The sequence below is a fragment of the Pseudomonas indica NBRC 103045 genome (assembly GCF_002091635.1).
In the GTDB taxonomy this organism is placed as follows: Bacteria; Pseudomonadota; Gammaproteobacteria; order Pseudomonadales; family Pseudomonadaceae; genus Pseudomonas_M; species Pseudomonas_M indica.
The window spans coordinates 431764-457221 of record NZ_BDAC01000002.1; the positions used below are offsets into that span (position 1 = coordinate 431764).

The 25458-nt window shown below is 64.9% G+C and carries 16 protein-coding genes; 8 read left to right on the forward strand and 8 right to left on the reverse strand.

Annotation, left to right across the window (positions count from 1 at the left end):
* Positions 1-131: 131 nt before the first annotated feature.
* The 4 genes from PIN01S_RS04530 to recQ form a co-directional block, all read right to left on the reverse strand.
* The gene (locus PIN01S_RS04530; protein WP_084333932.1) at positions 132-1535 is read right to left on the reverse strand and encodes a DHA2 family efflux MFS transporter permease subunit; all 1404 of its coding nucleotides are present in this window, start codon (positions 1533-1535) and stop codon (positions 132-134) included.
* Complete coding sequence (locus PIN01S_RS04535; RefSeq protein ID WP_084333933.1) at positions 1535-1969, reverse strand: MarR family transcriptional regulator; 435 nt, start codon at positions 1967-1969, stop codon at positions 1535-1537. Before PIN01S_RS04535 ends, PIN01S_RS04530 begins: the two co-directional genes overlap by 1 nt.
* A 127-nt stretch (positions 1970-2096) precedes the next feature.
* Positions 2097-3263, reverse strand: a complete 1167-nt coding sequence (locus tag PIN01S_RS04540) for a GGDEF domain-containing protein (protein WP_084333934.1) — start codon at positions 3261-3263, stop codon at positions 2097-2099.
* A 79-nt stretch (positions 3264-3342) separates the two neighbouring features.
* Positions 3343-5466 carry a DNA helicase RecQ gene (gene recQ, locus PIN01S_RS04545; protein ID WP_084333935.1) on the reverse strand — a complete coding sequence of 708 codons (2124 nt, stop codon included), beginning with the start codon at positions 5464-5466 and terminating at the stop codon, positions 3343-3345.
* A gap of 318 nt (positions 5467-5784) precedes the next feature.
* Between recQ and PIN01S_RS04550 the strand changes: the two genes are divergently transcribed.
* The 4 genes from PIN01S_RS04550 to lapD all read left to right on the forward strand — a co-directional run bounded on the left by PIN01S_RS04550 (position 5785) and on the right by lapD (position 9647).
* Positions 5785-6372, forward strand: coding sequence for a UPF0149 family protein (locus PIN01S_RS04550; RefSeq protein ID WP_084333936.1), 588 nt, complete (start codon positions 5785-5787; stop codon positions 6370-6372).
* A gap of 98 nt (positions 6373-6470) precedes the next feature.
* Positions 6471-6884, forward strand: a complete 414-nt coding sequence (locus PIN01S_RS04555; RefSeq protein ID WP_084333937.1) for a YbaN family protein — start codon at positions 6471-6473, stop codon at positions 6882-6884.
* Between the two features lie 80 nt (positions 6885-6964).
* A complete protein-coding gene (lapG, locus tag PIN01S_RS04560; protein ID WP_084333938.1) occupies positions 6965-7684 on the forward strand; it encodes a cysteine protease LapG in 720 nt (239 codons plus the stop codon).
* A 10-nt stretch (positions 7685-7694) separates the two neighbouring features.
* Positions 7695-9647, forward strand: a complete 1953-nt coding sequence (gene lapD / locus PIN01S_RS04565; RefSeq protein ID WP_084333939.1) for a cyclic di-GMP receptor LapD — start codon at positions 7695-7697, stop codon at positions 9645-9647.
* A 543-nt stretch (positions 9648-10190) separates the two neighbouring features.
* Here lapD and PIN01S_RS04570 read toward each other — a convergent pair.
* Both PIN01S_RS04570 and PIN01S_RS04575 read right to left on the reverse strand, forming a co-directional pair.
* Positions 10191-10532, reverse strand: coding sequence for a tryptophan synthase subunit beta (locus tag PIN01S_RS04570; RefSeq protein ID WP_084333985.1), 342 nt, complete (start codon positions 10530-10532; stop codon positions 10191-10193).
* A 73-nt stretch (positions 10533-10605) separates the two neighbouring features.
* Positions 10606-17508 carry a retention module-containing protein gene (locus PIN01S_RS04575; protein ID WP_169715784.1) on the reverse strand — a complete coding sequence of 2301 codons (6903 nt, stop codon included), beginning with the start codon at positions 17506-17508 and terminating at the stop codon, positions 10606-10608.
* A 459-nt stretch (positions 17509-17967) separates the two neighbouring features.
* On the opposite strand from PIN01S_RS04575, the gene PIN01S_RS04580 reads away from it, so the two are divergent.
* The 4 genes from PIN01S_RS04580 to PIN01S_RS04595 all read left to right on the forward strand — a co-directional run bounded on the left by PIN01S_RS04580 (position 17968) and on the right by PIN01S_RS04595 (position 24131).
* Positions 17968-19323: a TolC family outer membrane protein gene (locus PIN01S_RS04580; RefSeq protein WP_084333941.1), complete on the forward strand. Its 1356-nt coding sequence runs from the start codon at positions 17968-17970 to the stop codon at positions 19321-19323.
* Between the two features lie 30 nt (positions 19324-19353).
* Entirely contained in the window at positions 19354-21504 is a 2151-nt protein-coding gene (locus PIN01S_RS04585; RefSeq protein ID WP_084333986.1) for a type I secretion system permease/ATPase, read from the forward strand.
* Positions 21505-21800: 296 nt separating this feature from the next.
* Positions 21801-23159 (forward strand): HlyD family type I secretion periplasmic adaptor subunit, encoded by a 1359-nt coding sequence (locus PIN01S_RS04590; protein ID WP_084333942.1) that lies wholly within the window; start codon positions 21801-21803, stop codon positions 23157-23159.
* 54 nt (positions 23160-23213) lie between these two features.
* The gene (locus tag PIN01S_RS04595) at positions 23214-24131 is read left to right on the forward strand and encodes a LysR family transcriptional regulator (RefSeq protein WP_084333943.1); all 918 of its coding nucleotides are present in this window, start codon (positions 23214-23216) and stop codon (positions 24129-24131) included.
* A 138-nt stretch (positions 24132-24269) separates the two neighbouring features.
* Here PIN01S_RS04595 and madM read toward each other — a convergent pair whose 3' ends face one another.
* Entirely contained in the window at positions 24270-25034 is a 765-nt protein-coding gene (gene madM, locus PIN01S_RS04600) for a malonate transporter subunit MadM (RefSeq protein ID WP_084333944.1), read from the reverse strand.
* A 5-nt stretch (positions 25035-25039) separates the two neighbouring features.
* On the reverse strand, positions 25040-25444 hold the full coding sequence (gene madL, locus PIN01S_RS04605) for a malonate transporter subunit MadL (protein ID WP_084333945.1): 405 nt from the start codon (positions 25442-25444) through the stop codon (positions 25040-25042).
* Between the last annotated feature and the right edge of the window lie 14 nt (positions 25445-25458).

Genomic DNA, 25458 nt, shown 5'->3' on the forward strand with positions numbered 1-25458 from the left:
GAATGAGTATGGATGCTTATCCGCGATCTGCCCTGACAAGAGGATCAGGCGATAAAGGCACATCGCCATCATACCCTTATGTTTCATATCGTCAATAAAACGACAAGCGATGCCGGGAAGAATTCTCGAAGTCAGGATTTTGTCGAGCGAACGCCTCGGGCGGCCAACACCGCCAGGGCGAAGAGCGCCGCCATCAGCCAGAAGGTCTGCTGGAAGGCCTGGGCCTCCGCCAGCGTGTCACCTCCCTCCGCCGCATGACGCCACTCCAGGAAGAACGTCAGCAGGTTGACCCCGAAGGCGCCACCCAACTGGCGCACGAAGGTGATGGCCCCGGCGCCGAGCGCCAGTTCTTCGGCCTTCAGAACATCCAGTGCACCGGTGTTCAATGCCGGCAACAGCAGGCCCAGACCGATCCGCCCGACACAGGCCCACGTGCAGAGCGCCAGGAACGAAGCCCCCTGCTCCAGGGTTCCCAGCCCTGCCGAAGACAGGGCAAACACCGCCAGGCCGGCGCCGAGCAGCAGCGCAGCGGACAGCTTGTCGCTCAGCCAGCCGCCGATGAAGGAGGCGATCCCCAGCACCACGCCGGTCGGCAGCAACAGCAGGCCGGCCCTGCCCGCGCTGTAGCCTTCGACCATTTGCAGGTAGAGCGGGATCAGGTAGGTCGAACCGTATAGGCCCATGCCCAGCACCAACGCCACCCAACTAGCGCTGCGAAACGCCGCGTGACGCCACAGGCCCAGCGGCAGCAGAGGCTTGGGTTGGCGCCGGCTGCGCAGGAAAAACGCCGCACCGGCGAGCAGCCCGATCAGCATTGGCACCCCGCTGCGCGGTACCAGCCAGCCGAAGCGCTGCGCCTCGGCCAACGCGCCGAGCAGAGCGAACAGTGCGATGCTGAGCAGGAGAAAAGCCCACAGATCGAGCGGTGGCGTGGTGTCCGCGCGTCGGTTGGGCAGCAGCCAGTGCGCCCCCAGCAAGACCAGCAGGCACATCGGCAAGGGCATCCAGAACACCGCGGCCCAGCCGAAATGGTCGACCAGATAGCCGCCGACGGTGGGCCCCAGGGAAGGCGCCACCATCACGCCGAGCCCATAGATGCCCAACGCCATGCCGCGCCCACCCTCGGCGAAGGTACGGAAGATCAGCACCATGGCCAGCGGCTGGATCACCCCGGCGCAAAGACCCTGGACGATGCGCAGGGCGATCAACTCCCAGGCGCCGGTAGCCACCAATGCCAACAGCGATGCGGCGATGAACAGCAGTAACCCGGCCTGCACCGTCAGCCGCGCGCCGAAACGGGCCAGCGCCCAGGCCGACAGCAGCAACCCGGCCGTCATGGCGGCGAGAAAGCCGGTGGACAACCATTGCGCCAACGGTCGGCCGATGGCGAAATCGGCCATGATCGCCGGCAAGGCTACGTTGATGCTGGTCGAGGCCAGCACCATCGCCATGCTGCCGGTCATCAGCAGCGCCAGCAGCCAGTTGGGATAGGACGCGCCGAGCCGCGCGCGCAGCGCCTCGAGGTCCTGCCCCATCAACGTTTTTCCAGATTCGCCAGAATCCGGGCGTGAACCTGCTGGCAACGACGCAGTTCTTCCTCGTCGATGCCGGAAAACAGCTCTTCACGCAGTTGGGTGGAAATCGCTTCGATCTTCTCGATCAACGGGCGCGCCTCGGGACTGAGGGTGATCTTCTTCGCCCGGCGATCCTCCAGCACGGCCTGCCGGCGGACCAGGCCCTGGGCCTCGAGGCTGTCCAGCAGACGCGCCAGGGTCGGGCCTTCGACGCCCACGCTCTGGGCCAGCTCACGCTGGGTCGGCGGCTCCTGGAAGCGGGCCAGGTGCAGGAGCACCAGCCACCTCGCCTGGGACAGCCCTAGGCCGACGAGGCGGCGGTCCAGCTCGGCCCGCCAGGCACGGGAAAGCTGGGCCAATTGCATGGCGAAACGGTGTTGATCGGGATAGGACATGCGGAGACTCTTGGCTAACTTCAAAATCAATTATTAGTCAGCTAACCATAGCCACGGAGACGGAGCAAGCTTTCCCAGCCCCTGCACACCCCTCCATTGACATCGCGCAACAAAATCGCGCCGTACGCTACAGCATGGCCCGATTGCGGCCGTCCGCCTTGGCCAGGTAAAGCGCCCGGTCGGCACGTTCGTAAAGCTGGCTGAGATTGTCCTGCTCCGTGGGCTGCAAGCAGGCCACACCGATGGACATGGTCACCACCTTGGCGGTGTCCGAACGATCATGGGGAATGGCCTCGGCTTCCAGCGCAGCGCGCAAGGCTTCGGCGCGCCGCAGCGCCTCGCTCTCCTCGATGTCGTACAGCAGCACGGCGAATTCCTCGCCGCCCATGCGCACGGCCATGTCCAGAGGCCGCCGCGCCGCGCTCTCCAGCACCAGCCCGACACGCTGCAGCGCCTTGTCCCCCGCCTGGTGTCCGTATCGATCGTTGTACGCCTTGAAGTGATCGATATCGCACAGCAACAGCGCCACGGAGAGTTTCTCGCGCTGGGCATGCCGCCACAGCCGCTCCAACTGGCGATTGAAACTGCGGCGGTTGTGCAGTCCGGTGAGGCTGTCGTGGTCAGCCAGGACCCGCATCAGCCGGCTGACCAGGAAATGCTGTCGCGACTTGAACTCGAGGAGATAACAGCCCAGGGCGCCGATCAGGTTGCCGAAGGCCAGGAATAGCACGTTGTTGATCAGCCGGGCCGCGGGCAACCCGGCCAGCAGTTCGAAGCCGACATAAGCCAGCAGCACGGCCAGGGCGCAGGCCAGGGCTTCGCTCAGGCGCAGGCCGACCAGGAAATAGGCCGCCATGCTCACCAGCAGCAGCCCTTCGTAGGGGTAGCCCGGATCGCTGCGGTGCGCGAGAGCCACCACCGCGGCCGCCCCCAGGCCGAAGGCCAGGATGCACACCAGGCTCAGCGGTAGCAGCAGGTAAATATGGCGCCGCTGCATCATCAACCAGGCGCAGATCACCAGCAGGACCAGCACCAGGAGCCGGATGCCGATCATCCCCCATCGAGCACCATCGCTGATCAGCAGTTGGTCCAGAACGGCGAAGGCCAGCCAGAAGAGAATGCCGACTCCCAGGGCGATACGCTTCAGCTCGAAGCCGTCTTCCAGCATGAACTCGCGGTATTCGCGTTCGAGGGGGCGGGAGAAACGCAACAGGCGAAAGCCCGATGCGAGCTGGTCGGCATAGGGATTGGGGCGAACGTCATCTAGCCAGGCAGGACGGGGCGACAACTTCATACCTCTTCTCTTGGAGGCCTGGACACACCTTAGCCGCTTTGCCGAGGCAGCCACAAGCTGACCGCCTCCCCGCCTCGTCTCAGACTTCGAACTCCGCCTGCAACGCGGCCCTCACGCAATGCAGCACACCGTCCGGAACGCGACCGGCGAACAGGTCGGCGATTTCCGCCACCGGCGGCAGCTCGCCCTCGCCATCGAGGAAGGCATCCTGGATCTCGCCCAGCAATTCTTCCGGCAGGTCGAGCGCCTGCTCCAGGCTCAACTGCTGCCGCCCGATGGCCTCGGCCAGTAGGCTGTAGACGTTCTTTTCGGTGCAATTCAGCTGGCGGGCGATCTGCGCCGGCGTCATGCCGGCGGACGCCAGGCTGATCAACTCGTGGCGCAGATCGGTGACAGCCCGCGGCGCCTCCGCCTTGCCGTTGAGCACTTCGAGGAAGGCTTCGCCGTAGCGCTCCAGCTTGCGCGCACCGACACCGCTGACCCGTGCCATCTCCGCCAGGGTCGATGGCCGGCTGCGCAGCATTTCCAGCAAGGTCGCGTCGGGGAAGATGACGTAGGGCGGTACCGAATGCTCCTCGGCCAGCTTGCGGCGCAGGGCCCGCAGGGCTTCCCACTGCTCGCGTTCCTCGCCCCGCACCAGTTGGCTGGCGGCGCTGGAGGAGGCTTTCGGCGCCTGCGGCTTCAGATCGCGGCGCAGCTGCAATTCAACCTCGCCACGCAACAGCGGCCGGCAACTGTTGGAGAGGCGCAACCCGCCGAAACCATCCAGGTCCACGTCGGCCAGCCCGCGCGCCACCAACTGGCGGTACAGCGAACGCCATTCGCCCTCGGACAGCGACTTGCCGACGCCGAATACCGACAGATGCTGGTGCCCCGGCCCCCGGACCTTCTCGTTGTCGCGGCCGAGGAGGATGTCGACCAGATGGCCGACACCGTAACGCTGGCCACTGCGGTAGATCGCCGACAGCGCCTGACGTGCCGGCTCGGTGGCGTTCCAGGTCTGCACGCCGTCGACGCAGTTATCGCAGTGCCCGCACGGCTGCGGCAGCTCTTCGTCGAAATAGGCCAGCAGCGCCTGGCGGCGACAGCGGGTTTCCTCGCAGAGCGCGAGCATGGCATCCAGCTTGTGCTGCTCGACGCGTTTGTGCCGCTCGTCGCCCTCGGAGTTGTTGAGCATCTGCTTGAGCAGCAACACGTCCTGCAACCCATAGGCCATCCAGGCATCGGCGGGCAACCCGTCACGACCGGCGCGACCGGTTTCCTGGTAATAGGCTTCGAGGGACTTGGGCAGGTCGAGGTGAGCGACGAAACGCACGTTGGGTTTGTCGATGCCCATGCCGAAGGCGATGGTCGCCACCATGATCAGCCCTTCCTCGTTGAGGAAGCGCTTCTGGTGGAACGCCCGCAGGTCGCTGGGCAACCCCGCGTGATAAGGCAGCGCCGGGAATCCCTGTTCCGAGAGGAAAGCCGCCACCTCCTCGACCTTCTTGCGCGACAGACAATAGACGATGCCCGCGTCACCCCGGCGCTCGGCGAGGAAGCCGATCAGCTGCTTGCGCGGCTGCTCCTTCGGCACGATGCGGTAGAAAATGTTCGGCCGGTCGAAGCTGGAGAGAAAACGCTCGGCCTGCTGCAAATGCAGGCGGTTGACGATTTCTTCGCGGGTACGCCTGTCGGCCGTCGCGGTCAGGGCGATGCGCGGCACGTGCGGGAACTGCTCGGCAAGTTGGCCCAGTTGCAGGTATTCCGGGCGGAAATCGTGGCCCCATTGGGACACGCAATGGGCCTCGTCGATGGCGAACAAGGCGATCCGCTGGCGTTGCAGGAACGCCAGCATACGGGGCTGGACGAGCCGCTCCGGGGCCAGGTAAAGCAACTTGATCTCGCCCCGGGTAATCCGGTCGGCGATATCGCGCTGCTCCTCCGGGCTCTGGGTGGAATTCAGCGCCACGGCCGGCACGCCCAGTTCGTCGAGGGTGGCGACCTGATCGTCCATCAGGGCGATCAAGGGCGAAACCACCACCGCCAGGCCCTCGCGCAACAGGGCGGGCACCTGATAGCAGAGCGATTTGCCGCCGCCCGTGGGCATCAGTACCAGGACATCGCCACCTGTGGCGACGCGCTCGATGATAGCCGCCTGGTTGCCACGAAAGGCGTCGTAGCCGAAGACGTCTTTGAGGATGCGCTGGGCCTGTTCGAGCATGCAAAACTCCACGGTCTTTCGGAACCCCATCCCGGGCGGCTCCGGATTCGCCCCAAGGCACAGGCAACGCGGCCTGGCCGAACGGGACGGCGGCACCTGGCCGCGTAAAAGCCGCGCATTATACGTGAGGCGGGCCGGCCACAGGGACACGCCCATCGAGTAAGCGGTCAGCGGTCAGCGGTCAAAAGGATGTGCTGTGAGAGGCATTTCAAACAGGAAAATCGGGGTTCATCGCAAAAAAAACCGCTCTGCGGCAGCCGGCACGCGCATATCCGGGCTAAAATCCAGCCTCGTCAACACCTCAAGGTAGTCCCCACGATGTCCTTCGCCGAGCAACTGTCCCGCCTGCAAGCCTTTCTCGATGCCGACGAGCTGCATGAAGAGGCCCTGGACTATGTGGCCGCCCATGGCTATTTGACCGCCCTGTCGATCTGCCCGGAGCAGGTCCCGGAGCGTGAATGGATCGACGCGCTCTTCGCCGAGCCGCCGCACTATCGCAGCGACGCCGAACGCGACGAAATCGAAGGCACCCTGCTCCAGCTCAAGGCCCACATCGGCCGCCAACTGGCCAGCGACGACGACCCCGAGCTGCCCTGCGACCTGGACCTCGGCGACGATCCCGACGAATCCGACCTGCGCGGCTGGTGCATCGGCTTCATGGAAGGGGTGTTCCTGCGCGAAAGCGTCTGGTTCGAAGACGCCGAAGACGAAGTCAGCGAGTTGCTGCTGCCGATCATGGTCGGTTCGGGCCTGTTCGACGAGCAGCCGGAATTCGCCGAAATCGCCCGCGACCGTCATCTGGTGGACGAAATGGCCGAGCAGATTCCGGAACTGCTCACCGCCCTCTTCCTGCTGTTCAACGCCCCCGAAGAAAAACCCGCCCTGCTCAAGCCGCGCCATCACTGAGCATCGCTTCCCGGCGCGCGGCCCGACCGCGCGCTTCTCTCCTCGTTGCAAGCCCTGCACAATATCGATCGACCCTGGCACCAAGGAGTGCATTGTCGATGAACCGCCCCACGCCGCAGCCGGATATCCGTGAGGCACGCCATCCTGCCGTGCGTTACGTGCTGCTCGCGGTGGGCTGGCTCTGCATCGTCCTCGGCGTGATCGGCATCTTTCTGCCGGTGCTGCCGACCACCCCCTTCCTCCTGCTGGCCGCCGCCTGCTTCGTGCGCAGCTCACGGCGCTTCTACCTGTGGCTGGTCACCCACCCCCGCCTCGGCCCGTGGATTCGCGATTATCTCGACGGGCAGGGCATTCCGCTCAAAGGCAAGGTCTACGCCATCGTCCTGATGTGGGTGAGCATCGGTTTTTCCTGCTATCTGGTTCCGCTGGTCTGGGCACGCGTGTTCATGCTGAGCAGCGCCGTGCTCGTCACCCTCTACATTCTCAAGCAGAAGACTTTGCCGGCCCGCTGACCGCCTATACCTCGCGGCAGAGAAGGCAAAATGCCTTTATAGCGCTTACACTTGAGCCACCAACGGCAGAGACGCGACCCATGCTTCAGTGGCTGTGCATTCCAGGAGGATCGACGCGCCCGCTCACGGCCCGCCTGGATCGCTGCCTGCTGCTCGCCCTGCCCCTCTTCCTGGCCTTCCTGCTGACGACCGCCTCGGCCAACTGGGACTTCGAGAACATCATCCGCAACGCGGAAAAACGCTATGGCCCACTCGGCATCGCCAAGGGCCGCATCGAAGCCTGGAGCGACCTGATCGACAGCAGCGGCGAGCTTCCCGAACGGGAGAAGCTGGACGTCGTCAATCGCTTCTTCAACCGTCAGTTGCGCTTCACCGACGATTTCCGCATCTGGCAGCAGAACGACTACTGGGCCACCCCTATCGAGGCCCTGGTCAAGGGCGCCGGCGACTGCGAGGACTATTCCCTCGCCAAGTACTTCACCTTGCGCCGCCTCGGCGTGCCCAGCGACAAGCTGCGCATCACCTACGTCAAGGCGCTCGATTACAACCAGGCGCACATGGTGCTGACCTACTACGTCAGCCCCACCGCCGAACCGCTGGTGCTGGACAACCTGATCGGCGATATCCGCCCCGCTTCGCAACGCAAGGACCTGCTGCCGGTATACGCCTTCAACGCCGAAGGCCTCTACCTGCCGGGGGCCGGCGGCGGCAAGCGCAGCGGCGATGCCAAGAAGCTGTCGCGCTGGCAGGACCTGTTGAAAAAAATGCGGGCCGAAGGCTTTGTCATCGGCGAGGGTTAGGAGGGACGCCATGTCACTACTCAAGCAACTGTTCATCGCCATCTGCCTGTTCCTCGTCGTGGCCTTCACCGGCAGCTTCATCGCCGGGGTGGAGAACTCACGCGAGCAATTGATCAGCCAGTTGCGCTCCCACGCGCAGGACGCCGCCACCGCGCTCGGCCTGTCGATGACGCCGCACGTGGACGACCCGGCCATGCTGGAGCTGATGGTCAGCTCGATCTTCGACAGCGGCTACTTCGCCAGCATCCGCGTGGTGCGCATCCCGGACGAAACGGTGGTAGTCGAGCGCAACGCCGAACCGCGTCCCGACGAGGTACCACAGTGGTTCGTCGATCTGGTCGACCTCCGCCCACAGGGCGGCGATGCGCTGATCAGCCGAGGCTGGGAACAGGCCGCGCGGGTCGAAGTGATCAGCCATCCGCGCTTCGCCCTGGCCAGGCTCTGGGAAAGCGCCATCGCCAGCCTGCTCTGGTTGCTGCTGTGCGGCCTGATCAGTGCGGTGCTCGGCGCCTGGCTGCTGCGTGTCCAACTGACGCCGCTGGACAAGATGGTGCAACAGGCCCAGGCCATTTCCCGGCGCGAGTTCCTCAGCCTGCCACGCATTCCCCGCACACCGGAATTCAAGCGTGTGGTGCTGGCGATGAACCAGATGGTGGACAAGCTCAAGGCGTTGTTCGCCGAAGAGGCGGCACGTAGCGAAAAACTGCGCGAGGAGGCCTATCAGGACAGCCTGACCGGCCTGGCCAACCGCCGCCTGTTCGATCTCAAACTGGCCAACCAGCTCAGCACGGCCGAACAGCACTCCGCCGGCTACCTCGTGCTCCTGCGCGTGCAGGATCTGGTCGGCCTCAACCAACGGCTCGGCGGCGAGCAGACCGACGCCCTGATCGGCGCCATCGCCGAGCAGCTCGAGCGCCTCGTCGAGCGACACGGCAAACCGGACTGGCTGGCCGCGCGCAGCCGTGGCGGAGAATTCACCCTGCTCGCCCCCGGCCTGACCGGCGAGGACGCCGACCGCCTGGCCGCCGAACTCAGCGAGGCGCTGGACAACCTGTACCGGACCGGCGCCAGCGATTGCCAGCCGGTGGCCCATGTCGGGGTTGCCGCGTTCAAGCCCGGGGAAACACCGGCCAATGTCATCGCCCGCGCGGACCAGGCCCTGGCCCAGGCGCAGAGCAATCCGGGCAAGGGCTGGGAGCGCCTCGACGACTACCTGACGCAGAACGGCAAAGGCCTGCACAACTGGCGCGCCTGGCTCGACGAAGCGCTGGACCAGGGCAAGCTGCAGTTATATTTCCAGCCCGTCGTACGCTGTGCTGAGCGCAGCCAGGTGCTGCATCACAAGGTCCTCGCCCGGCTGATCGATCCCCAGGGTGAAGCGGTGAGCGCCGGCCGCTTCCTGCCCTGGATCGAGCGCCTGGGCTGGGGTGCCCGCCTCGACCGGGCGATGCTCGAACACAGCCTGGCCCACCTCGCCGAACATCCGCAGCCGCTCGCTCTCAGTCTGTCCGCCGCGACCCTGCGCGAGCCGGACAGCCTGGCGGGCCTGCTCGACCTGCTCAAGCAGAACCCCCAGCAAGCCAGCCTGATGACCCTGGATCTGGACGAGCGCTACCTGCCGCCACCCGCCGAACTGGAGCGCCTGGCCCAGAACCTGCGCAGTGCTGGCGTTCAGCTCGGCCTGCAGCACTTCGGCGGACGCTTCAGCCTGATCGGCAACCTCACCCACCTCGGCCTGGCCTATCTGAAGATCGACGGCAGCTACATCCGCCACATCGACCAGGAGCACGACAAGCGGCTGTTCATCGAAGCCATCTTCCGCGCGACCAACAGCATCGATCTGCCGCTGATCGCCGAAATGGTGGAAACCGAAGGGGAATTGCAGGCGCTCGGCGAATTGGGCGTATACGGCGCCATGGGCCGCCTGATCGGCGCGCCGGAACCGTGGAAGGAAATGCCCTGACGCCCTTGCTTCCGTAGGAGCCAGCTCTGCTGGCGATGCTTTCGCGCAGTTCCAATCGCGAGCAGAGCTCGCTCCTACAACGAACGGATCTCCCGGGGCGATTTCATTCGCCCAAACCAACCTCCGCCGGGCGAGTAAACATCCACGTTCGTAGAACGTGGACTTGCTTTAGCCCCCTAGAAGGGGGCGAGGCCAGCCCACGGAGCAGCCTGATAAATCGTAGCCCGGATGCACAATCCGGGAGTGGAGCTTGAGCTTCACTAACCCTCGGCTATCGATTCCAACCGATACCGTGCAAGACGCTAGCATTTCGAGCCTGCACAATTCCGACCAGCCTCGTCGATCTCATCCACCAGAGGAATCGTCACAGGCAGAGCCGATGACTCATGACCACGTCCTAAGGACGTGGTTTCCCAAGTTCAAATGAATTCGCCCCTACCACAGACCGGCAGCACCCACTCGCTTCCGTAGGAGCCAGCTCTGCTGGCGATGCTTCTGCGCAGCCCCAATCGCGAGCAGAGTTCGCTTCTACAACGAAAGCGATTAGATCAACCCACCTTCGTCATCGCCCAGCAAGCCGCTGAGCCCGCCCAGCTCCGCCCGCGTTTCCGCCCGCGCATGCAGTTTGCGCCGCGCGGCTTCCGGCAGGTCGGTGTAGCGGATCACGCCGCGGTCGACCAGCACGGTCACCAGGTCCTCCAGCACCCGGATCATTTCCAGGTCGGAATTCCGCAATTTGGCCAAGCGGAGCTGCATCTTTTCCTGGGCATCCAGCCACTGGAGCAGCTCCTCGTCGTCCACCGCCAGGGTTTCCGTCATGCCCTCGAAGGGCGACTGCTCCGCCCGGAGCAAGCGCCCTTCCCGATCCCGCTGCACATACACCATGGTCATTCCCCGACTGCCATAAAAAAGCCCGCCGCCCGTGTGAGGGTGGCGGGCTCCGTCTTCTCGCTCAAGATTAGACTGTATCCACCTTCAACGAACCGTCGTTGAGCATGCCGCTGATCACCGTCCCCACATCGGAGCTGCTGTAGTAGGCACCACTGGACAAGTCCACGCCCTCCAGCACGATGGTCTGCTCGACGGGACCGTTCACGCCCTGGACATCGACACCGATGGTGGTGCCATTCGGGCCGAACGAGAAGCTCAGGTAGTGACTCAACTCACCGGCATCCGGCGTCGGCGAGAGCCCCGTCAACAATTGGGACAGGTCGAGAACGTCCTCGCCCGGCTTGAAGTCGGTGATCCGGTCCGTACCGGTCTCGCCGGCGTTCCACTGGAAGGTGTCGGCACCGGCGCCACCGGACATCAGGTCGTTACCCAAGCCACCGATCAGCAGGTCGTTGCCGTCGCCACCGGACAGCACGTCGTCGCCCAACAACCCGGAGAGGGTGTCGTCGCCGCCGTTGCCGAACAGGTGGTCGACACCGCTGGTACCGGTCAGGGTATTGCCACCGGCATCGCCTTCCACGCTGGTGTCGACCGGGTACAGCGTCGCCGTGATGTTACTGGCGATGCTGTCGCCGTCCCCATCCGTCGCGGTGATCGGATGGGTGAGGTCGATCGGCTGGCCGGGTACTTCCTGCGAATACGACAGGAAGCTCAGGGAGAAGTCGCCGGTACCGGTCGCGCCCTGCACATGCACCGCGCTGAACGCGTCGTCCGAGACGATCTGGAAGGTCCAGCCGTCCTTCATGCCCTGGATGGTGATGGAGTTGCCGTTGTCCACCAGTGTCACCAGATTCGTGACATCGGTGGCACCGTTGAACACCTTGATATCGCTGGTGGAGAGGTTGACGTAGCTTTCGCCCGGATCGCCGTTGCCGAAGACATAATCGCTGTCGGCAATGATCGCCGTGACGATCAGATTCGCCGTGTTGGCGGCTCCGCCCTTGACGAATATGCGTTGCTTGTAGCTGAACGCCAAGTTGTGGTCCGTGTAGACGAAGCCCGTGCCGTTCGCGCCGCCAGTGGCCAGCCCGTTGACGAAATCGAAGCGCACGTTTTCGCCGGTGCTGATCCACTGGTTGGCGATACCGATGTCGTCGACGTCGCTGTTGATGCTGCCGGTGGTCGAGGAAATCAGTACATCCTGGTCGCTGCCGCCGATATTGATCAGGCCCTTGAAGTTCACGTTACCCGCACCGACGCCGGTCAGGTTGGTGGTGGTGATTTCCTGTACCCCGTTGGAGATCACGCCGTAGGTGGTGAGGGTGTAGCTATCGGCCGCCGGATCGATATCGATGGTGTAGCCGATATCACCGCCCGCCGTCTTGGCCACCAGCTCGGTATGGTCGGCGCCGTAGTACAGGAACAGTTGCTGACCGTCGAGCATCAGGATGCGGCCATCGGCGTCCAGCGCGGCCGTCCCTTCGGTGATGTTGAACACCACATTGCCCACGCCGTCGGCGCCCGTTGCCTGGGCGAAACGCAGATCGGCCGTGATGCTGTGCACGGCGGTGGTCTGGTCCACCATCAGGCCGTTCACCGGCACGAAAGCCACCGGTACGTCGTCGACGATATCCACCAAGATGGTCCCGGTGGCGGTGTTGCCGTTGGCGTCCGTCACCTGGTAGGTGAAGCTGTCCTTGCCCAGCTCCACGTTGGCGCCATTATTGGCATCCGGGCTGGTGTCGTAGGGCTTGGTCAGGGTGTAGACATAGCTGCCATCGCTGTTGATCTGGATGGTGCCGTAGCTGCCGGTGGCGCTGCCGACCAGGCTGTAGGTCAGAACTCCTACGCCACCCGTGGCGTTGAGCTGGTTGCTGGCGTCCGTCTCGCCGGTATGGCCCGGCAGGCTGCCGGTCACCGTGCCGGCGGCCAGGTCGGAACCGCTGACCGTGGTGTCCAGCGCCTTCTCGTAGACCAGCACGTCGTTGTCCAGCGGCGCGAAGAGCCCGCTATCGGTGAGCCCGATGGTCAGGGTGGTGGTGCTCAAGTCACCGTCCGCATCGCGGATGGTATAGGTGAACACGTCGGTCGCTCCCGCCGGCGGCACCACATTGGGGAAGCCGTCGTAGGTGTAGCTGCCATCGGCGTTCAGCACCAGGGTGCCATAGGTACCGGTCAGCAACGAGCCGACACTGCCGGAAGCCGGTGTGCCGGTGTCGCCACCGACCTTGACGCCGACGACTCCGCCACCGGCCGTGGCGCCATCCGCGCCGAACACATCGGGCGTGCCGTCGGTCAGCACATTGCCGTTGACCACCCCACCTTCCACCACGCTGTTGGTGTCGGCGTGGGCAGTCGGGGCATCGTCGACGATGGTCACGTCCAGGCTGGCGTTGGACGATGAGCCGTCTTCATCGGTGACTACGATGGCGAAGCTCTCGGTCGCCTGGTCGGAACCCACTGCGTTGCTCACCGGGTCCTGCAAGGTGTAGGTGTAGGACACCGTACCGCCCGATCCAGTACCGCTGTAGCCATTGATCACCAGTACGCCGGCCGGGCTGTCAATCACTAGATTGGCGCTGCCCGAGTTGGCCAGTTGCGCGTAGGTGAAGCTGACCCCACCGATACTGATGGTGGCGATGCCATCCGGAGCACTGATGACGAACGAGCCACTGTCGCTAAGGGACTCGGGCGTCTGATCGCTGCCGTTGGGCAGATCGTCCTCATCCACCAGCAACTCGCCGCCGTTCACGTCCAGACCGGTAATGACCACACCGTCGTCGGCGCCCTGAATGGTCAGGGTCAGGGTGGCGCTGCTCGGGTCGCCATCGGCGTCCTGCATGCCGTAGCCGAAGGACTCGCTCAGCGACTCGCCCTCGCTCAAGCCCTGGATAATCGCCTGGGTCGCCGGATCGGTGTAGAGCGTGTAGGTGTAGCTACCATTGGCGCCCAGTACCAATTGACCGTAGGTACCGGCGTAGCTGCCGGGCGTGGTGACCACCTTACCGCCATCGGCACCGCCGATGTCGTTGGTCAGCACGTTGCCGCCGACGCTGGTGGCATCCTCGCTCAGGCTGGCGCTATCGTTAGCCGCGACAGGTTTGTCATCGATGATGGTCACGTCCAGCGAATCAGTACCGGACGAACCATCCGCATCGGTGACAACCACAGCGAAACTCTCGGTCGCCTGATCGGAGCCCAGCGCGTTGCTCACCGGGTCCTGCAGCGTATAGGTGTAGGAGACGGTACCGCCCGTTGCCGAGCCGCTGTAGCCGTTGATCACCAGCACGCCGGCCGGGCTGTCGATCACCAGATTGACGCTGCCCGAATTGGCCAGTTGCGCGTAGGTGAAACTGACCCCACCGATGCTGACGGTGGCGATGCCATCCGGCGCTGTGATAGCGAACGAACCGCTCTGGCTCAGCGAGTCGGACTGATCGGTACCATTGGGCAGGTCGTCTTCGTCGACCAGCACTTCCCCGCCGTTCAGGTCCAGGCCGGTGATCACCACACCGTCGTCGGCGCCCTGGATGGTCAGGGTCAGAGTGGCGCTGCTCGGGTCGCCATCGGCGTCCTGCATGCCGTAGCCGAACGACTCGCTCAGCGACTCGCCCTCGCTCAAGCCCTGGATAATCGCCTGGGTCGCCGGGTCGGCGTAGAGCGTGTAGGTGTAGCTGCCGTCCGAATTCAGCACCAGTTGACCGTAGGTCCCGGCATAGCTGCCGGGCGTGGTGACCACCTTGCCGCCGTCGGCGCCGCCGATGTCGTTGGTCAGCACATTGCCGCCGACGCTGGCGTCGTCCTCGCCCAGGCTGTTGCTGTCGTTCAACGCCGTTGGCACGTCGTCGACGATTTCGATGATGATGTTGGCCGGGGCCGACGAAGCGGTGCCGTCCGAAACGGTCAGGGTAAAGACGTCGGTCTCCACGCCAGGGCCATCGGTGGTCGGGCTGGTCAGCTCGTAGGTGTAGCTGGCCACGCCGGTGTCCGGATCGTAGGCGGTGATGGTCAGGGTGCCGTTGCTGCCGGCGAAGCTCGAACCCGCCAGGCTGCCGATGGCCACGGTCACGCCGTTGATGGTCACGCTCTGGAGATCGTCCAGCCCATCGGCATCCGACAGGGTGAAGGTACCGCTGGCGAACTCGCTGTTCGCCCCTGCATCCGACCCGGCCGGCAGGCCGGACTCGAACACCACGTCGTTGGCGCCGCCGTTGCCCGGATCGACCGTCAGGCCAGGCACGTCGTTGCTGCCGACGATGGTGACGGTCACCGTGGCGGTGCTCTCGTCGCCGTCCGCGTCGCGCATGGTGTAGCTGAAGGTCTCGGTCAGCGTCTCGCCGCTGTCCAAGCCCTGTACCACCGGGTTGGCCGTATTCAGGGTGTAGATGTAGGCACCGTCCGCGCCCAGCACGAACTGGCCATAACTGCCGCTGCTGGTACCCGGGGTGGTGACGGTCTTGCCGCCATCGGCACCGGCACTGTCGTTGTCCAGCACGTTGCCGACGACACTGGCGGTGTCTTCGCCCAGGCTGGCGCTGTCGTTGGCTGCGATGGGCTGATCATCAATGATGGTTACGTCGAGACTGGCGTTGGACGAAGAGCCATCCTCGTCGGTGACTACGATGGCGAAGCTCTCGGTCGCCTGGTCGGAGCCCACTGCGTTGCTCACCGGGTCCTGCAAGGTGTAGGTGTAGGACACCGTACCGCCCGATCCAGTACCGCTGTAGCCATTGATCACCAGCACACCGGCCGGGCTGTCAATCACTAGATTGACGCTGCCCGCGTTGGCCAGTTGCGCGTAGGTGAAGCTGACCCCACCGATGCTGACGGTGGCGATGCCATCCGGCGCTGTGATAGCGAACGAACCGCTCTGGCTCAGCGAGTCGGACTGATCGGTACCATTGGGCAGGTCGTCTTCGTCGACCAGCACTTCCCCGCCGTTCAGGTCCAGGCCGGTGATCACCACACCGTCGTCGGCGCCCTGGATGGTCAGGGTCAGAGTGGCGCTGCTCGGGTCGCCATCGGCGTCCTGCATGCCGTAGCCGAACGACTCGCTCAGCGACTCGCCCTCGCTCAAGCCCTGGATAATCGCCTGGGTCGCCGGGTCGGCGTAGAGCGTGTAGGTGTAGCTGCCGTCCGAATTCAGCACCAGTTGACCGTAGGTCCCGGCATAGCTGCCGGGCGTGGTGACCACCTTGCCGCCGTCGGCGCCGCCGATGTCGTTGGTCAGCACATTGCCGCCGACGCTGGCGTCGTCCTCGCCCAGGCTGTTGCTGTCGTTCAACGCCGTTGGCACGTCGTCGACGATTTCGATGATGATGTTGGCCGGGGCCGACGAAGCGGTGCCGTCCGAAACGGTCAGGGTAAAGACGTCGGTCTCCACGCCAGGGCCATCGGTGGTCGGGCTGGTCAGCTCGTAGGTGTAGCTGGCCACGCCGGTGTCCGGATCGTAGGCGGTGATGGTCAGGGTGCCGTTGCTGCCGGCGAAACTCGAACCCGCCAGGCTGCCGATGGCCACGGTCACGCCGTTGATGGTCACGCTCTGCAGGTCGTCCAGCCCATCGGCATCCGACAGGGTGAAGGTACCGCTGGCGAACTCGCTGTTCGCCCCTGCATCCGACCCGGCCGGCAGGCCGGACTCGAACACCACGTCGTTGGCGCCGCCGTTGCCCGGATCGACCGTCAGGCCAGGCACGTCGTTGCTGCCGACGATGGTGACGGTCACCGTGGCGGTGCTCTCGTCGCCGTCCGCATCGCGCATGGTGTAGCTGAACGTCTCGGTCAGCGTCTCGCCGCTGTCCAGGCCCTGTACTAGCGGATTGGCCGTATTCAGGGTGTAGGTGTAGGCGCCGTCCGCGCCCAGCACGAACTGGCCATAGCTGCCGCTGCTGGTACCGGGCGTAGTGACAGTCTTGCCGCCATCGGCACCGGCACTGTCGTTGTCCAGCACGTTGCCGGCGACGCTGGCGGTGTCTTCGCCCAGGCTGGCGCTGTCGTTAGCTGCACTGGGGCCGTCGTCGTAGACGGTGATGTTCAGGACGCTGACCGGAGAGATGTCGCCATCGCTGTCGATGACGCGTACGCCGAAGCTCTCCCCGACCTGGTCGGCCGCGCCGGTGCCCGTACCGCTGTGATCTTGGGTCGCACCGCTCAGGGTGTAGGTCCAGTTGCCTGCCGCATCGACCACCAGCGTGCCGTACACACCCTGCACGGTGCCACCGTTGGTGACGTCGATCCAGTTGCCGTCACGGTCCTGCACCTGCACGGCGGCCACGCCGTCCGGCGAGTTGACGATCAACCGGCCCTGGGTCTGCTCGGCATCGCTGCCAGGGTTGCTGCCGTCCGCCAGGGCAGCCTCATCGACCACACCCGGTCCGGCGATCACCTCGCCTTCGAAGTCCTCATAGACCACCTCGACGCTCGGCGTGAAGTCCGGCGCGGCCGGCTCTTCCGGCTCGGCGGCGACGATATCGGCCTCGGGGAACAGCGGGCTGAAACCCAGTCCCTCGGTGGGGAAGCCGATCACCGGGTCGACGGCGCCACCAACCTCGCCCAGCAGGACGAACGAGTGCCCGCCGCCTCCACCGCCGGCACCGCCTGCTCCGGCACCCGGGCCGGCCGCGGTGGCTTCACCGATCTGGGTCGGGTCGGCGCCCGCCGCGATGGCACGTTGCAGGGCTTCGACGTCGGTCAGAGCCTGGTCGCTCGGCGCAGTCGCGGCCGCCTGCTCCGCCGATGCACCGCTGCCCTCGGCCAGCAACTGGCTATCCAGCAGCAGTTCGCTCTGCCGTCCGAGTTCCAGTTCCCCACCCTTGGCCAGCGCGATGGAGATTGCGCCCTCCGGCCCGGTGACGATCTGTTCGCCGGCGAATACCCGGTCACCCTCAACGAGGAGACGCCGCCCGCCATCGCTGGCGACCGCATACACCTCTCCCACGACCTGTCTGACGACACCGATCAACGTAGCCATGTCCATCCTCCGCAAACAACGAATCGGCCTCTGCCGACGATTCCTTCAGAGGGCCCGGGGTGCTCTTCGAAACAGGAGTTGCGGAGAGAAAAATCGCTGTAAAGGACGGCGCCAATTTTTTGTTTAAAAAATACGCGACAAAAAAATGTCGCATTTTCGAGCCACGCCGTACGACTTTAACCGGTTGATTTCCCGCCCTTCGCTCTAGACCGAGCCCTGGCCATCATTTCGCCCGTGAAATCAATGAAAACCTTTGATATCGGGGCCTGCCAAAGCGAACAATGTGCTTATCTAAGAAAAATTGCATAAGAATATTTAGTCATATTTTCTATGACAAAATCTTCTGAGCTTTTTTAAAAGATGACCTTAGCTGTGATGTTACAGTCCTGATACGGTTTCACAGGAAATAACGTCAGTAATTTGACGACAGGATTCGAAGTCTTTTAAGGAGAGCATTCCATGCGCGCTTTAACCCCCCTCTGGTCCAGCATGCTGTTGGTCATGGTTTACAGTCAGGCCCAGGCGATGAACCTGTCGGAAGCCATTCAAAGTACCGTGGACAATCACCCCGAGATCCAGGCCAACGCCAACAGCCGGCTCTCCTCGGACGAAGACGTGAAGATCGCCAAGGGCGGCTACCTGCCCACCGTCGACATGCTGGTCGGTTATGGCCGCGAACATACCGACAGCCCGAGCACCCGCGCCTTCGGCGACCACCACACCGAAACGCTGAACAACACCACCGCCGAGCTGCGCCTGCGGCAGATGCTGTTCGATGGCTTCAACACGCCGAACGAAGTCGCGCGGACCGAAGCGGTGGTGAATTCGCGCGCCTACCGCCTGCTCGGCACGGCCGAGAGTCTGGCGCTGCGCACCGTCGAGGTGTACCTGGAAGTGCTCAAGCGGCGCGAGCTGGTGACGCTGGCCAAGGACAACCTGCTCAGCCACCAGCGCGTCAACGATCAGATCGGCCTGCGCAAGGAGCGCGGCGTGGGCAGCACCGCCGACGTCGACCAGTCCGAAGCGCGCGTGGCGCTGGCGCAGAACAACCTGTACACCGAGCAGGTCAACCTGGCCGATGCCGAGGCGAACTTCTTCAGCGTGGTCGGGCGCATGCCGGACGAACTCGAAGCCCCGGCCTCGATCAAGGGCGAGCTGCCCGCCGACCTGTCCGCAGCCCGGCAACTGGTGATGGAAAACAACCCCTACCTGAAATCGGCCCAGGCCGACGTCCAGGCCGCCGAGAAGCAGTACGAGGTCGCCAAGTCGCCGTTCTATCCGCGCTTCGACGTCGAGCTGGCCACCAGCGCCAACGACAACGTGCAGGGCGACGAAGGCCACTACAACTCGTGGCGCGCCGGCGTGGTGATGAATTACAACCTGTTCAACGGCATGCGCGACAAGGCCCGCCTGCAATCCAGCGCCCACCAGATCAACGAGGCGATGGACATCCGCAATAACGCGCTGCGCCAGCTCAACGAGAACCTCGCGCTGGCCTGGAACGCCATGGAAAACGCCCGTGCGCAGACCAAGCCGGCCCGCGACTACGCGGATTACACCACCCGCGTCCGCGAGGCCTACCAACAGCAGTTCGGCCTGGGCCAGCGCAGCCTGCTCGATCTGCTGGACAGCGACAACGAGCTGTTCACCGCGAACCGCCGCTACGTCGAGGTGCGCTACACCGAAGAGTTTTCCATGTACCGCGTGATCGCGGCGATGGGTGAGTTGCTGCGCAAGCAGAACATCGTAGTCCCGGCCGAAGCGGTAGCCCTCACCGAGGTGAAGAGCGAGGCTCGACTGCCGGCCATGAAGTAACGGCCACCGGAGCAGTTGAACGTGACCAAGATGGAGCAGGCCATACCCGCAGGCGATCCCCGGCTGAGTCACGACGACCCGCTGCTCGATGGCCTGCTCATCCTCTGCAAACTGCTCGGCTGCTCCGCCAGCCGGGCCAGCCTCAGCGCCGGCCTGCCCTTGCCCGAGCAGCGCCTGAGTACCGACCTGCTGCCCCGCGCCGCCGCGCGCGCCGGCCTGCAGGGACGGCTGCTGCGCCGTGAACTGGGGGCCATCTCATCGCTCAACCTGCCGGTGCTGCTGCTGTTGAAGAACGGCCGTACTGCCGTGCTGCGCCAGTGGGGGCCGAAGAACCAGGCGCTGATCCTTCCCTGCGAGGCGGAAGGCGGCCAGCAATGGGTCGATCGGGAAAAACTGGCCGCCGAATATGCCGGCCAGGCGTTCTTCGCCCGCCCCCGGCACGAACTGGAGGAAGCCCGCACACCGCTGGTGCCGCGTGTGGAAGCCTGGTTCCGCGACACCCTCAAGCTGTCGCGCTGGCTCTACACCGACGCCCTGGTGGCCAGCCTGCTGGTCAACGTGCTCGGCCTGATGGTGCCGCTGTTCGTCATGCAGACCTACGACCGCGTGGTGCCGAACCAGGCCACCGCCACCCTTTGGGTCCTGGCCATCGGATTGCTGATCGGCACCGGTTTCGAACTGCTGCTGCGGGTGCTGCGCGCCCATCTGCTGGACACCGCCGGGAAGAAAACCGACGTGGTGCTGTCCGCCACGCTCTTCGAGCGCATCACCGGCATGGCGATGAAGGCGCGGCCGGCGACGGTCGGCGGCTTCGCCCAGAGCATCCATGACTTCCAGGGCCTGCGCGAATTCCTCACCGCGGTCACCCTGACCAGCCTGATCGACCTGCCCTTCGCCGCGCTGATGATCGTCGTCATCGGCCTGCTCGGCGGCTGGCTGGTGATGATCCCGCTGCTGGCTTTCCCGCTCACCGCGATCTTCGCGCTGATCATCCAGGCGCGCTTGCGCGACACCGTGCAGAAGAGCCTGGCCCTGGGCTCGGAACGCCAGGCACTGCTGGTGGAAACCCTCGGCGGCCTGGAGACTCTCAAAGCCTGCGGCGCCGAGAGCGAGCGCCAGCACCGCTGGGAAAAGACCCATGGCGCCCTCACCCGCCTCGACAGCCATGCCCGCTTCCTGTCCTCGCTGGCCACCAACGGCACCCAGTTCGTCCAGCAGTTCGCCGGCATGGCGACTATCGTCGCCGGGGTCTACGCCATCATCGCCGGCAACCTCAGCGTCGGCGCACTGGTCGCCTGCTACATGCTCGGCAGCCGCGTGCTCTCCCCTCTCGGCCAGATCGCCGGGTTGATCACCCGCTACCAGCAGGCGCGGCTGACCATGAAGAGCACCGACGCGCTGATGGCCCTGCCGCAGGAACGCCAGGCCACGCAGCGGCCGTTCGAGCGCACCCAGCTCAAGGGCGCGCTGGACGTCGCCCAGGTAACCTTCCGCTACCCCGGCCAGAGCGCCGCCGCGCTGAGTAACGTCAGCCTGCGCATCGCTCCCGGCGAACGCATCGGCATCATCGGCCGCAGCGGTTCCGGCAAGAGTACCCTGGCGCGCCTGTTGATGGGCTTCTACGCACCGGACGAAGGCCAGATCCTCCTCGACGGCCTGGACCTGCGCCAACTCGACGTCGCCGACCTGCGCCACCAGATCGGCTACGTGGCCCACGACCTGCCGCTGTTGGCCGGCAGCCTGCGCGACAACCTGACCCTGGGTGCCCGTTACGTCAGCGACGCGCGGATGCTGGAGGTCGCCGAACTGACCGGCGTCGACGAACTGGCCCGCCAGCATTCGCAGGGCTTCGACCGCCCGGTGGGCGAGCGTGGCCAGTTGTTGTCCGGCGGTCAGCGGCAAAAGGTGCTGCTGGCCCGCGCCCTGCTGCTCGATCCGCCGATCCTGCTGCTCGACGAGCCCACCAGCGCGCTGGACAACACCAGCGAAGACGTCCTGCGCAATCGCCTGCAGCGGCTGGCCCAGGGCAAGACGTTGCTGCTCATCACCCACCGGGCCTCGATGCTCAGCCTGGTCGAGCGGCTGGTGGTGGTGGACAACGGGCACATCGTCGCCGATGGGCCGAAGGACGCCGTGATCGAGGCCCTGCGCAAGGGCCGGGTCGGCACCGCGTCCGCCTGAACAGCCAGGTCCATCCCCGGAAGGGTGGCCTGAGAACCTGTTTACGATCTCGCGAGCTAGAGCCATGCAAGGCAAAAACCGACGAGGACGCGATTGGAGTCGCATTCGACTTTACGAACTGTAAATGAGCAGTGCGACCGGGCTGGCGATCCAGTTGGTTTTTAACGCAGCAGGGCCGACGCGCAGCAGATCGTAAACAGGTTCTGATATACCGGAAGCCGGAGAAGTACGGGTTGCGCCCCGCCCCGGCACGAAAGGACAAGCGGCGCGACCCGATCTGTGCTCGGAGTACCAGCATGGCGTTGTCACAAATGATCTTCGGCTACTTCACCGGCCTGGGCCGGCAGCGCCCGGACCTGGAATTCATGCCCGAGGTCCAGGGCGCGGTCCTGGAGGATTCCCCCTGGCTGACCCGCGTCACGGTGTGGAGCGTGGCGATATTCCTGATCGTCGCCCTGCTCTGGGCCCGCTTCGCCGTGCTCGAGGAAGTCACCACCGGCGAAGGCAAGGCGATTCCCTCCAGCAAGGTGCAGACGGTGCAGAACCTGGAAGGCGGCATCGTCGCCGAAATCTTCGTCCGCGAAGGCCAGGTGGTGGACAAGGGCGACACCCTGCTGCGCCTGGACGACACCCGTTTCCTCTCCAACAAGGGCGAGACCGAGGCCGACCGCCTGGCGCTGGTCGCGCGCATCGAACGCCTCAGCGCCGAGGCCGAAGGTCGGCCTATGGCGGTGCCGGAGGAAGTGCGGCGCAACGCCCCGCAACTGGCCGAGGACGAGCAGGCCCTGTACCGTTCGCGTCAGCAGCGGCTGCAAAGCGAGCAGCGCACGCTCCAGGAGCAACTGCGGCAGAAGGAGCAGGAACTCGCCGAATTCCGCGCCAAGGCCCAGCAGTACCGCTCCAGCCTGGGGCTGATCCAGCAGGAACTGAACATGTCGCAACCCCTGGTGGGCACCGGCGCCATCTCCGAGGTGGAAGTGTTACGCCTGCGCCGCAGCGCGGTGGAGATGCGCGGCTCGCTGGACGCCACCACCCTGGCGATTCCCCGTGCCGAAGCGGCGGTCGGCGAGATCAAGAGCAAGATCGAGGAATCCGTGCTGGCCTTCCGTTCCGACGCCTTCAAGGAACTCAACGAAGTCCGCACCGAACTGCAGAAGATTACCGCCACCGGCCTGGCAATCCAGGACCGGGTCAGCCGCACCACCGTGGTCTCGCCGGTGCACGGCGTGATCAAGCAGCTCAAGGTCAACACCATCGGCGGCGTGGTCCAGCCGGGCAGCGACCTGCTGGAAATCGTGCCGCTGGAAGACAGCCTGCTGATCGAGGCCAAGGTCCGCCCGCAGGACGTGGCCTTCCTCCATCCGGGGCAGAAGGCGATGGTCAAGTTCAGCGCCTACGACTACACCATCTACGGCGGGCTCAAGGCCGATCTCGAACTGATCAGCGCCGACACCATCACCGACGAGGAAGGCAAGAGCTTCTACCTGATCCAGGTGCGCACCGAGAAAAGCCACCTCGGCAGCGACGAACATCCGCTGCTGATCATTCCCGGCATGATCGCCACGGTGGACATCATCACCGGCGAAAAGAGCGTGCTGGACTACCTGCTCAAGCCGGTGCTGAAGGCCCGCGCCGAAGCGCTGAGGGAACGCTAGGGCGGCCCCTGGACTTTTCCGGCACAATCGGGGCGGTCCCGGAGAAGCCGTCCCATGCTGATCGACGAAGAACTGACCCTGAAGAAGCTGGAGATCTTTCTCGCCTTCATGCGCAGCGGCAACCTCGCCCGCGCCGCGGCGGAACTGAACACCAGCCACGTCAGCGTCCACCGCGCCATCCATTCCCTGGAAAACGCCCTGCGCTGCCCGCTGTTCAAGCACGAGGGGCGCACCCTCACGCCGCTGGAAAGCGCCTATGTGCTGGAAGAGCGCGCCCAGAATCTGATCCAGGAAATGGTCGAGACGGTACGCCTCACCCGCGAGGCGGCCGGCTTCTCCGCCGAACGCTTCAAGCTGGGCGCGCTTTATTCGTTGACGGTAAAGACAGTGCCGCAACTGATCATGGGGCTGAAGCTGCGGCGCAGCGAGCTGAACATCGACCTGATCCTCGGCTCCAACGTCGATCTGTTCTACAAGCTGAAAAACATGGAGCTGGACGCCATCCTGGTCTCGCTCAACGAGAGCGTCAGCGACCCGGACTGCGCCCAGTTGCCGCTGTTCTCCGACGACATCTTCCTCGCCTGCCCCGCCGACTCGCCGTTCGCCGAGCAGGCGGACGTGGACCTGGGCGACCTGCGCGAGGCGACCTTCATCACCCTCACCCCCGGCTTCGCCACCTACCAGGATGGCGTGCGGGTATTCCAGCAGGCAGGGTTCGAGCCCAAGGTGGCGATGCAGGTGAACGACATCTTCACCCTGCTCAGCATGGTCAGCTCGGGCGTGGGCTACGCCCTGCTGCCGGGACGCATCGCCGCGGTGTACGAAAGCCGGGTACGGTTGGTGCCGCTACAGGCGCGCTACCAGTTGCAGCAGCACATCGGCGTGGTGTTCCTCAAAGCCAAGGAGCGCGACCCGAACCTCCTTGCCCTCCTCGCCGAATGCCGCATGTACAGCCTGAAACACCCGGCCTGACGCCATACTTCAGGTCATGCACATTCGCTCCCCTCTCCCGTTTTACGGGGGAGAGGGTCGAAACTGCCGCCCCTCTCCGCAACCCGGATAAGCCCCAGCGCAATCCGGGACAGGACCACGCTGGATCATCGCCCGGACTCAGCCCATCAACCCCCGCATCACAAAAAACAACAACGACGGCCCGAGCAAACACCCCAAGGCTGTGTAGAAGGCAGCAGTCAAACAGCCATACGGCACCAGCTTCGGATCGGTGGCGGCGAGCCCGCCGGCGACGCCGCTGGAGGTGCCCATCAACCCGCCGAAGATCACCGCCGAGCGCGGGTTGTTCAGGCCGACCAGCGGCGCGACGAAGGGTGTCGCCACCATCACCAGGATCGCCTTCACCAGGCCGGCGGCGATGGACAGCGCCATCACCTCGGAGCTGGCGCCGATCGCCGCGCCGGTCACCGGGCCGACGATGTAGGTCACCGCCCCCGCGCCGATGGTGGTCAGGCTCACCGCGTCGGTGTAGCCGAACGCCAGCGCCACCGCCACCCCGGCGATGAATGAGATGAAGATGCCGAAGAACAGCGACACCACCCCGGACACCCCGGCGCGTTTCAGTTCGTCGATGTTCACCCCGAACGCCGTGGCGACGATGGCGAAGTCGCGCAGCATGGCGCCGCCGAGCAGGCCGATGCCGGACAGCAGCGAGATGTCCACCAGCCCCTTCTGCCCGCCCGTCACCACACCGCCGACGTAGGACAGCACCAACCCGAGGAAGATGGCGATGGCCGAGCCGTGCAGGCGGCCGTGGGTCACCTTGTCGGAGAGCCAGTAGGAGAACCACATGGTGACGCCGATGACGGCGAAACCACTGATCAGGCCGTAGCCGGTGATCACTTTCAGCATGGATTCGTACATGGCGGTCACCGTTGCGCGCTGGTCAGGGGTTTATCGGAGGTGGCCGCCACCGACTTCTTTTGCCCGAAGCGGTCGAGCACCGGCAGCATGACGAAGCTGAGCACCACCGCGGCAACGCCGGCGAGGATCGCCATGGGCCCGCCACTGAGCGCACCCAGCACGTTCTGCTGGGCGGCCATGGCGACCACGATGGGAATGTAGACCGCGCTCCAGAACTCCACGCCCTGGTTGGACTTGGCGTTCATCAGGCCGCGTTTGTGCAGGTAGCTGCCGATGAAGATCAGCAGGAGCATGGCGATACCGACACCGCCGACGTTGGCGGGTACGCCGAGCAGCTTGCCCAGCAACTCGCCGATGAGCAGGCCCGCGAGAGTGCAGAGGGCCAGGAAAGCGACACCGTAGATGATCATTATTGTTGTCCTCC

Excerpts from the sequence above, each read along its gene's own strand:
- madM (WP_084333944.1), bottom strand. The coding sequence starts at position 25,034 with ATGTACGAATCCATGCTGAAAGTGATCACCGGCTACGGCCTGATCAGT.
- madL (WP_084333945.1), bottom strand. The coding sequence starts at position 25,444 with ATGATCATCTACGGTGTCGCTTTCCTGGCCCTCTGCACTCTCGCGGGC.
- PIN01S_RS04580 (WP_084333941.1), top strand. The coding sequence starts at position 17,968 with ATGCGCGCTTTAACCCCCCTCTGGTCCAGCATGCTGTTGGTCATGGTT.
- PIN01S_RS04590 (WP_084333942.1), top strand. The coding sequence starts at position 21,801 with ATGGCGTTGTCACAAATGATCTTCGGCTACTTCACCGGCCTGGGCCGG.
- lapD (WP_084333939.1), top strand. The coding sequence starts at position 7,695 with ATGTCACTACTCAAGCAACTGTTCATCGCCATCTGCCTGTTCCTCGTC.
- recQ (WP_084333935.1), bottom strand. The coding sequence starts at position 5,466 with ATGCTCGAACAGGCCCAGCGCATCCTCAAAGACGTCTTCGGCTACGAC.
- PIN01S_RS04535 (WP_084333933.1), bottom strand. The coding sequence starts at position 1,969 with ATGTCCTATCCCGATCAACACCGTTTCGCCATGCAATTGGCCCAGCTT.
- PIN01S_RS04530 (WP_084333932.1), bottom strand. The coding sequence starts at position 1,535 with ATGGGGCAGGACCTCGAGGCGCTGCGCGCGCGGCTCGGCGCGTCCTAT.
- PIN01S_RS04575 (WP_169715784.1), bottom strand. The coding sequence starts at position 17,508 with ATGGCTACGTTGATCGGTGTCGTCAGACAGGTCGTGGGAGAGGTGTAT.
- lapG (WP_084333938.1), top strand. The coding sequence starts at position 6,965 with ATGCTTCAGTGGCTGTGCATTCCAGGAGGATCGACGCGCCCGCTCACG.
- PIN01S_RS04550 (WP_084333936.1), top strand. The coding sequence starts at position 5,785 with ATGTCCTTCGCCGAGCAACTGTCCCGCCTGCAAGCCTTTCTCGATGCC.
- PIN01S_RS04595 (WP_084333943.1), top strand. The coding sequence starts at position 23,214 with ATGCTGATCGACGAAGAACTGACCCTGAAGAAGCTGGAGATCTTTCTC.
- PIN01S_RS04570 (WP_084333985.1), bottom strand. The coding sequence starts at position 10,532 with ATGGTGTATGTGCAGCGGGATCGGGAAGGGCGCTTGCTCCGGGCGGAG.
- PIN01S_RS04555 (WP_084333937.1), top strand. The coding sequence starts at position 6,471 with ATGAACCGCCCCACGCCGCAGCCGGATATCCGTGAGGCACGCCATCCT.
- PIN01S_RS04585 (WP_084333986.1), top strand. The coding sequence starts at position 19,354 with ATGGAGCAGGCCATACCCGCAGGCGATCCCCGGCTGAGTCACGACGAC.
- PIN01S_RS04540 (WP_084333934.1), bottom strand. The coding sequence starts at position 3,263 with ATGAAGTTGTCGCCCCGTCCTGCCTGGCTAGATGACGTTCGCCCCAAT.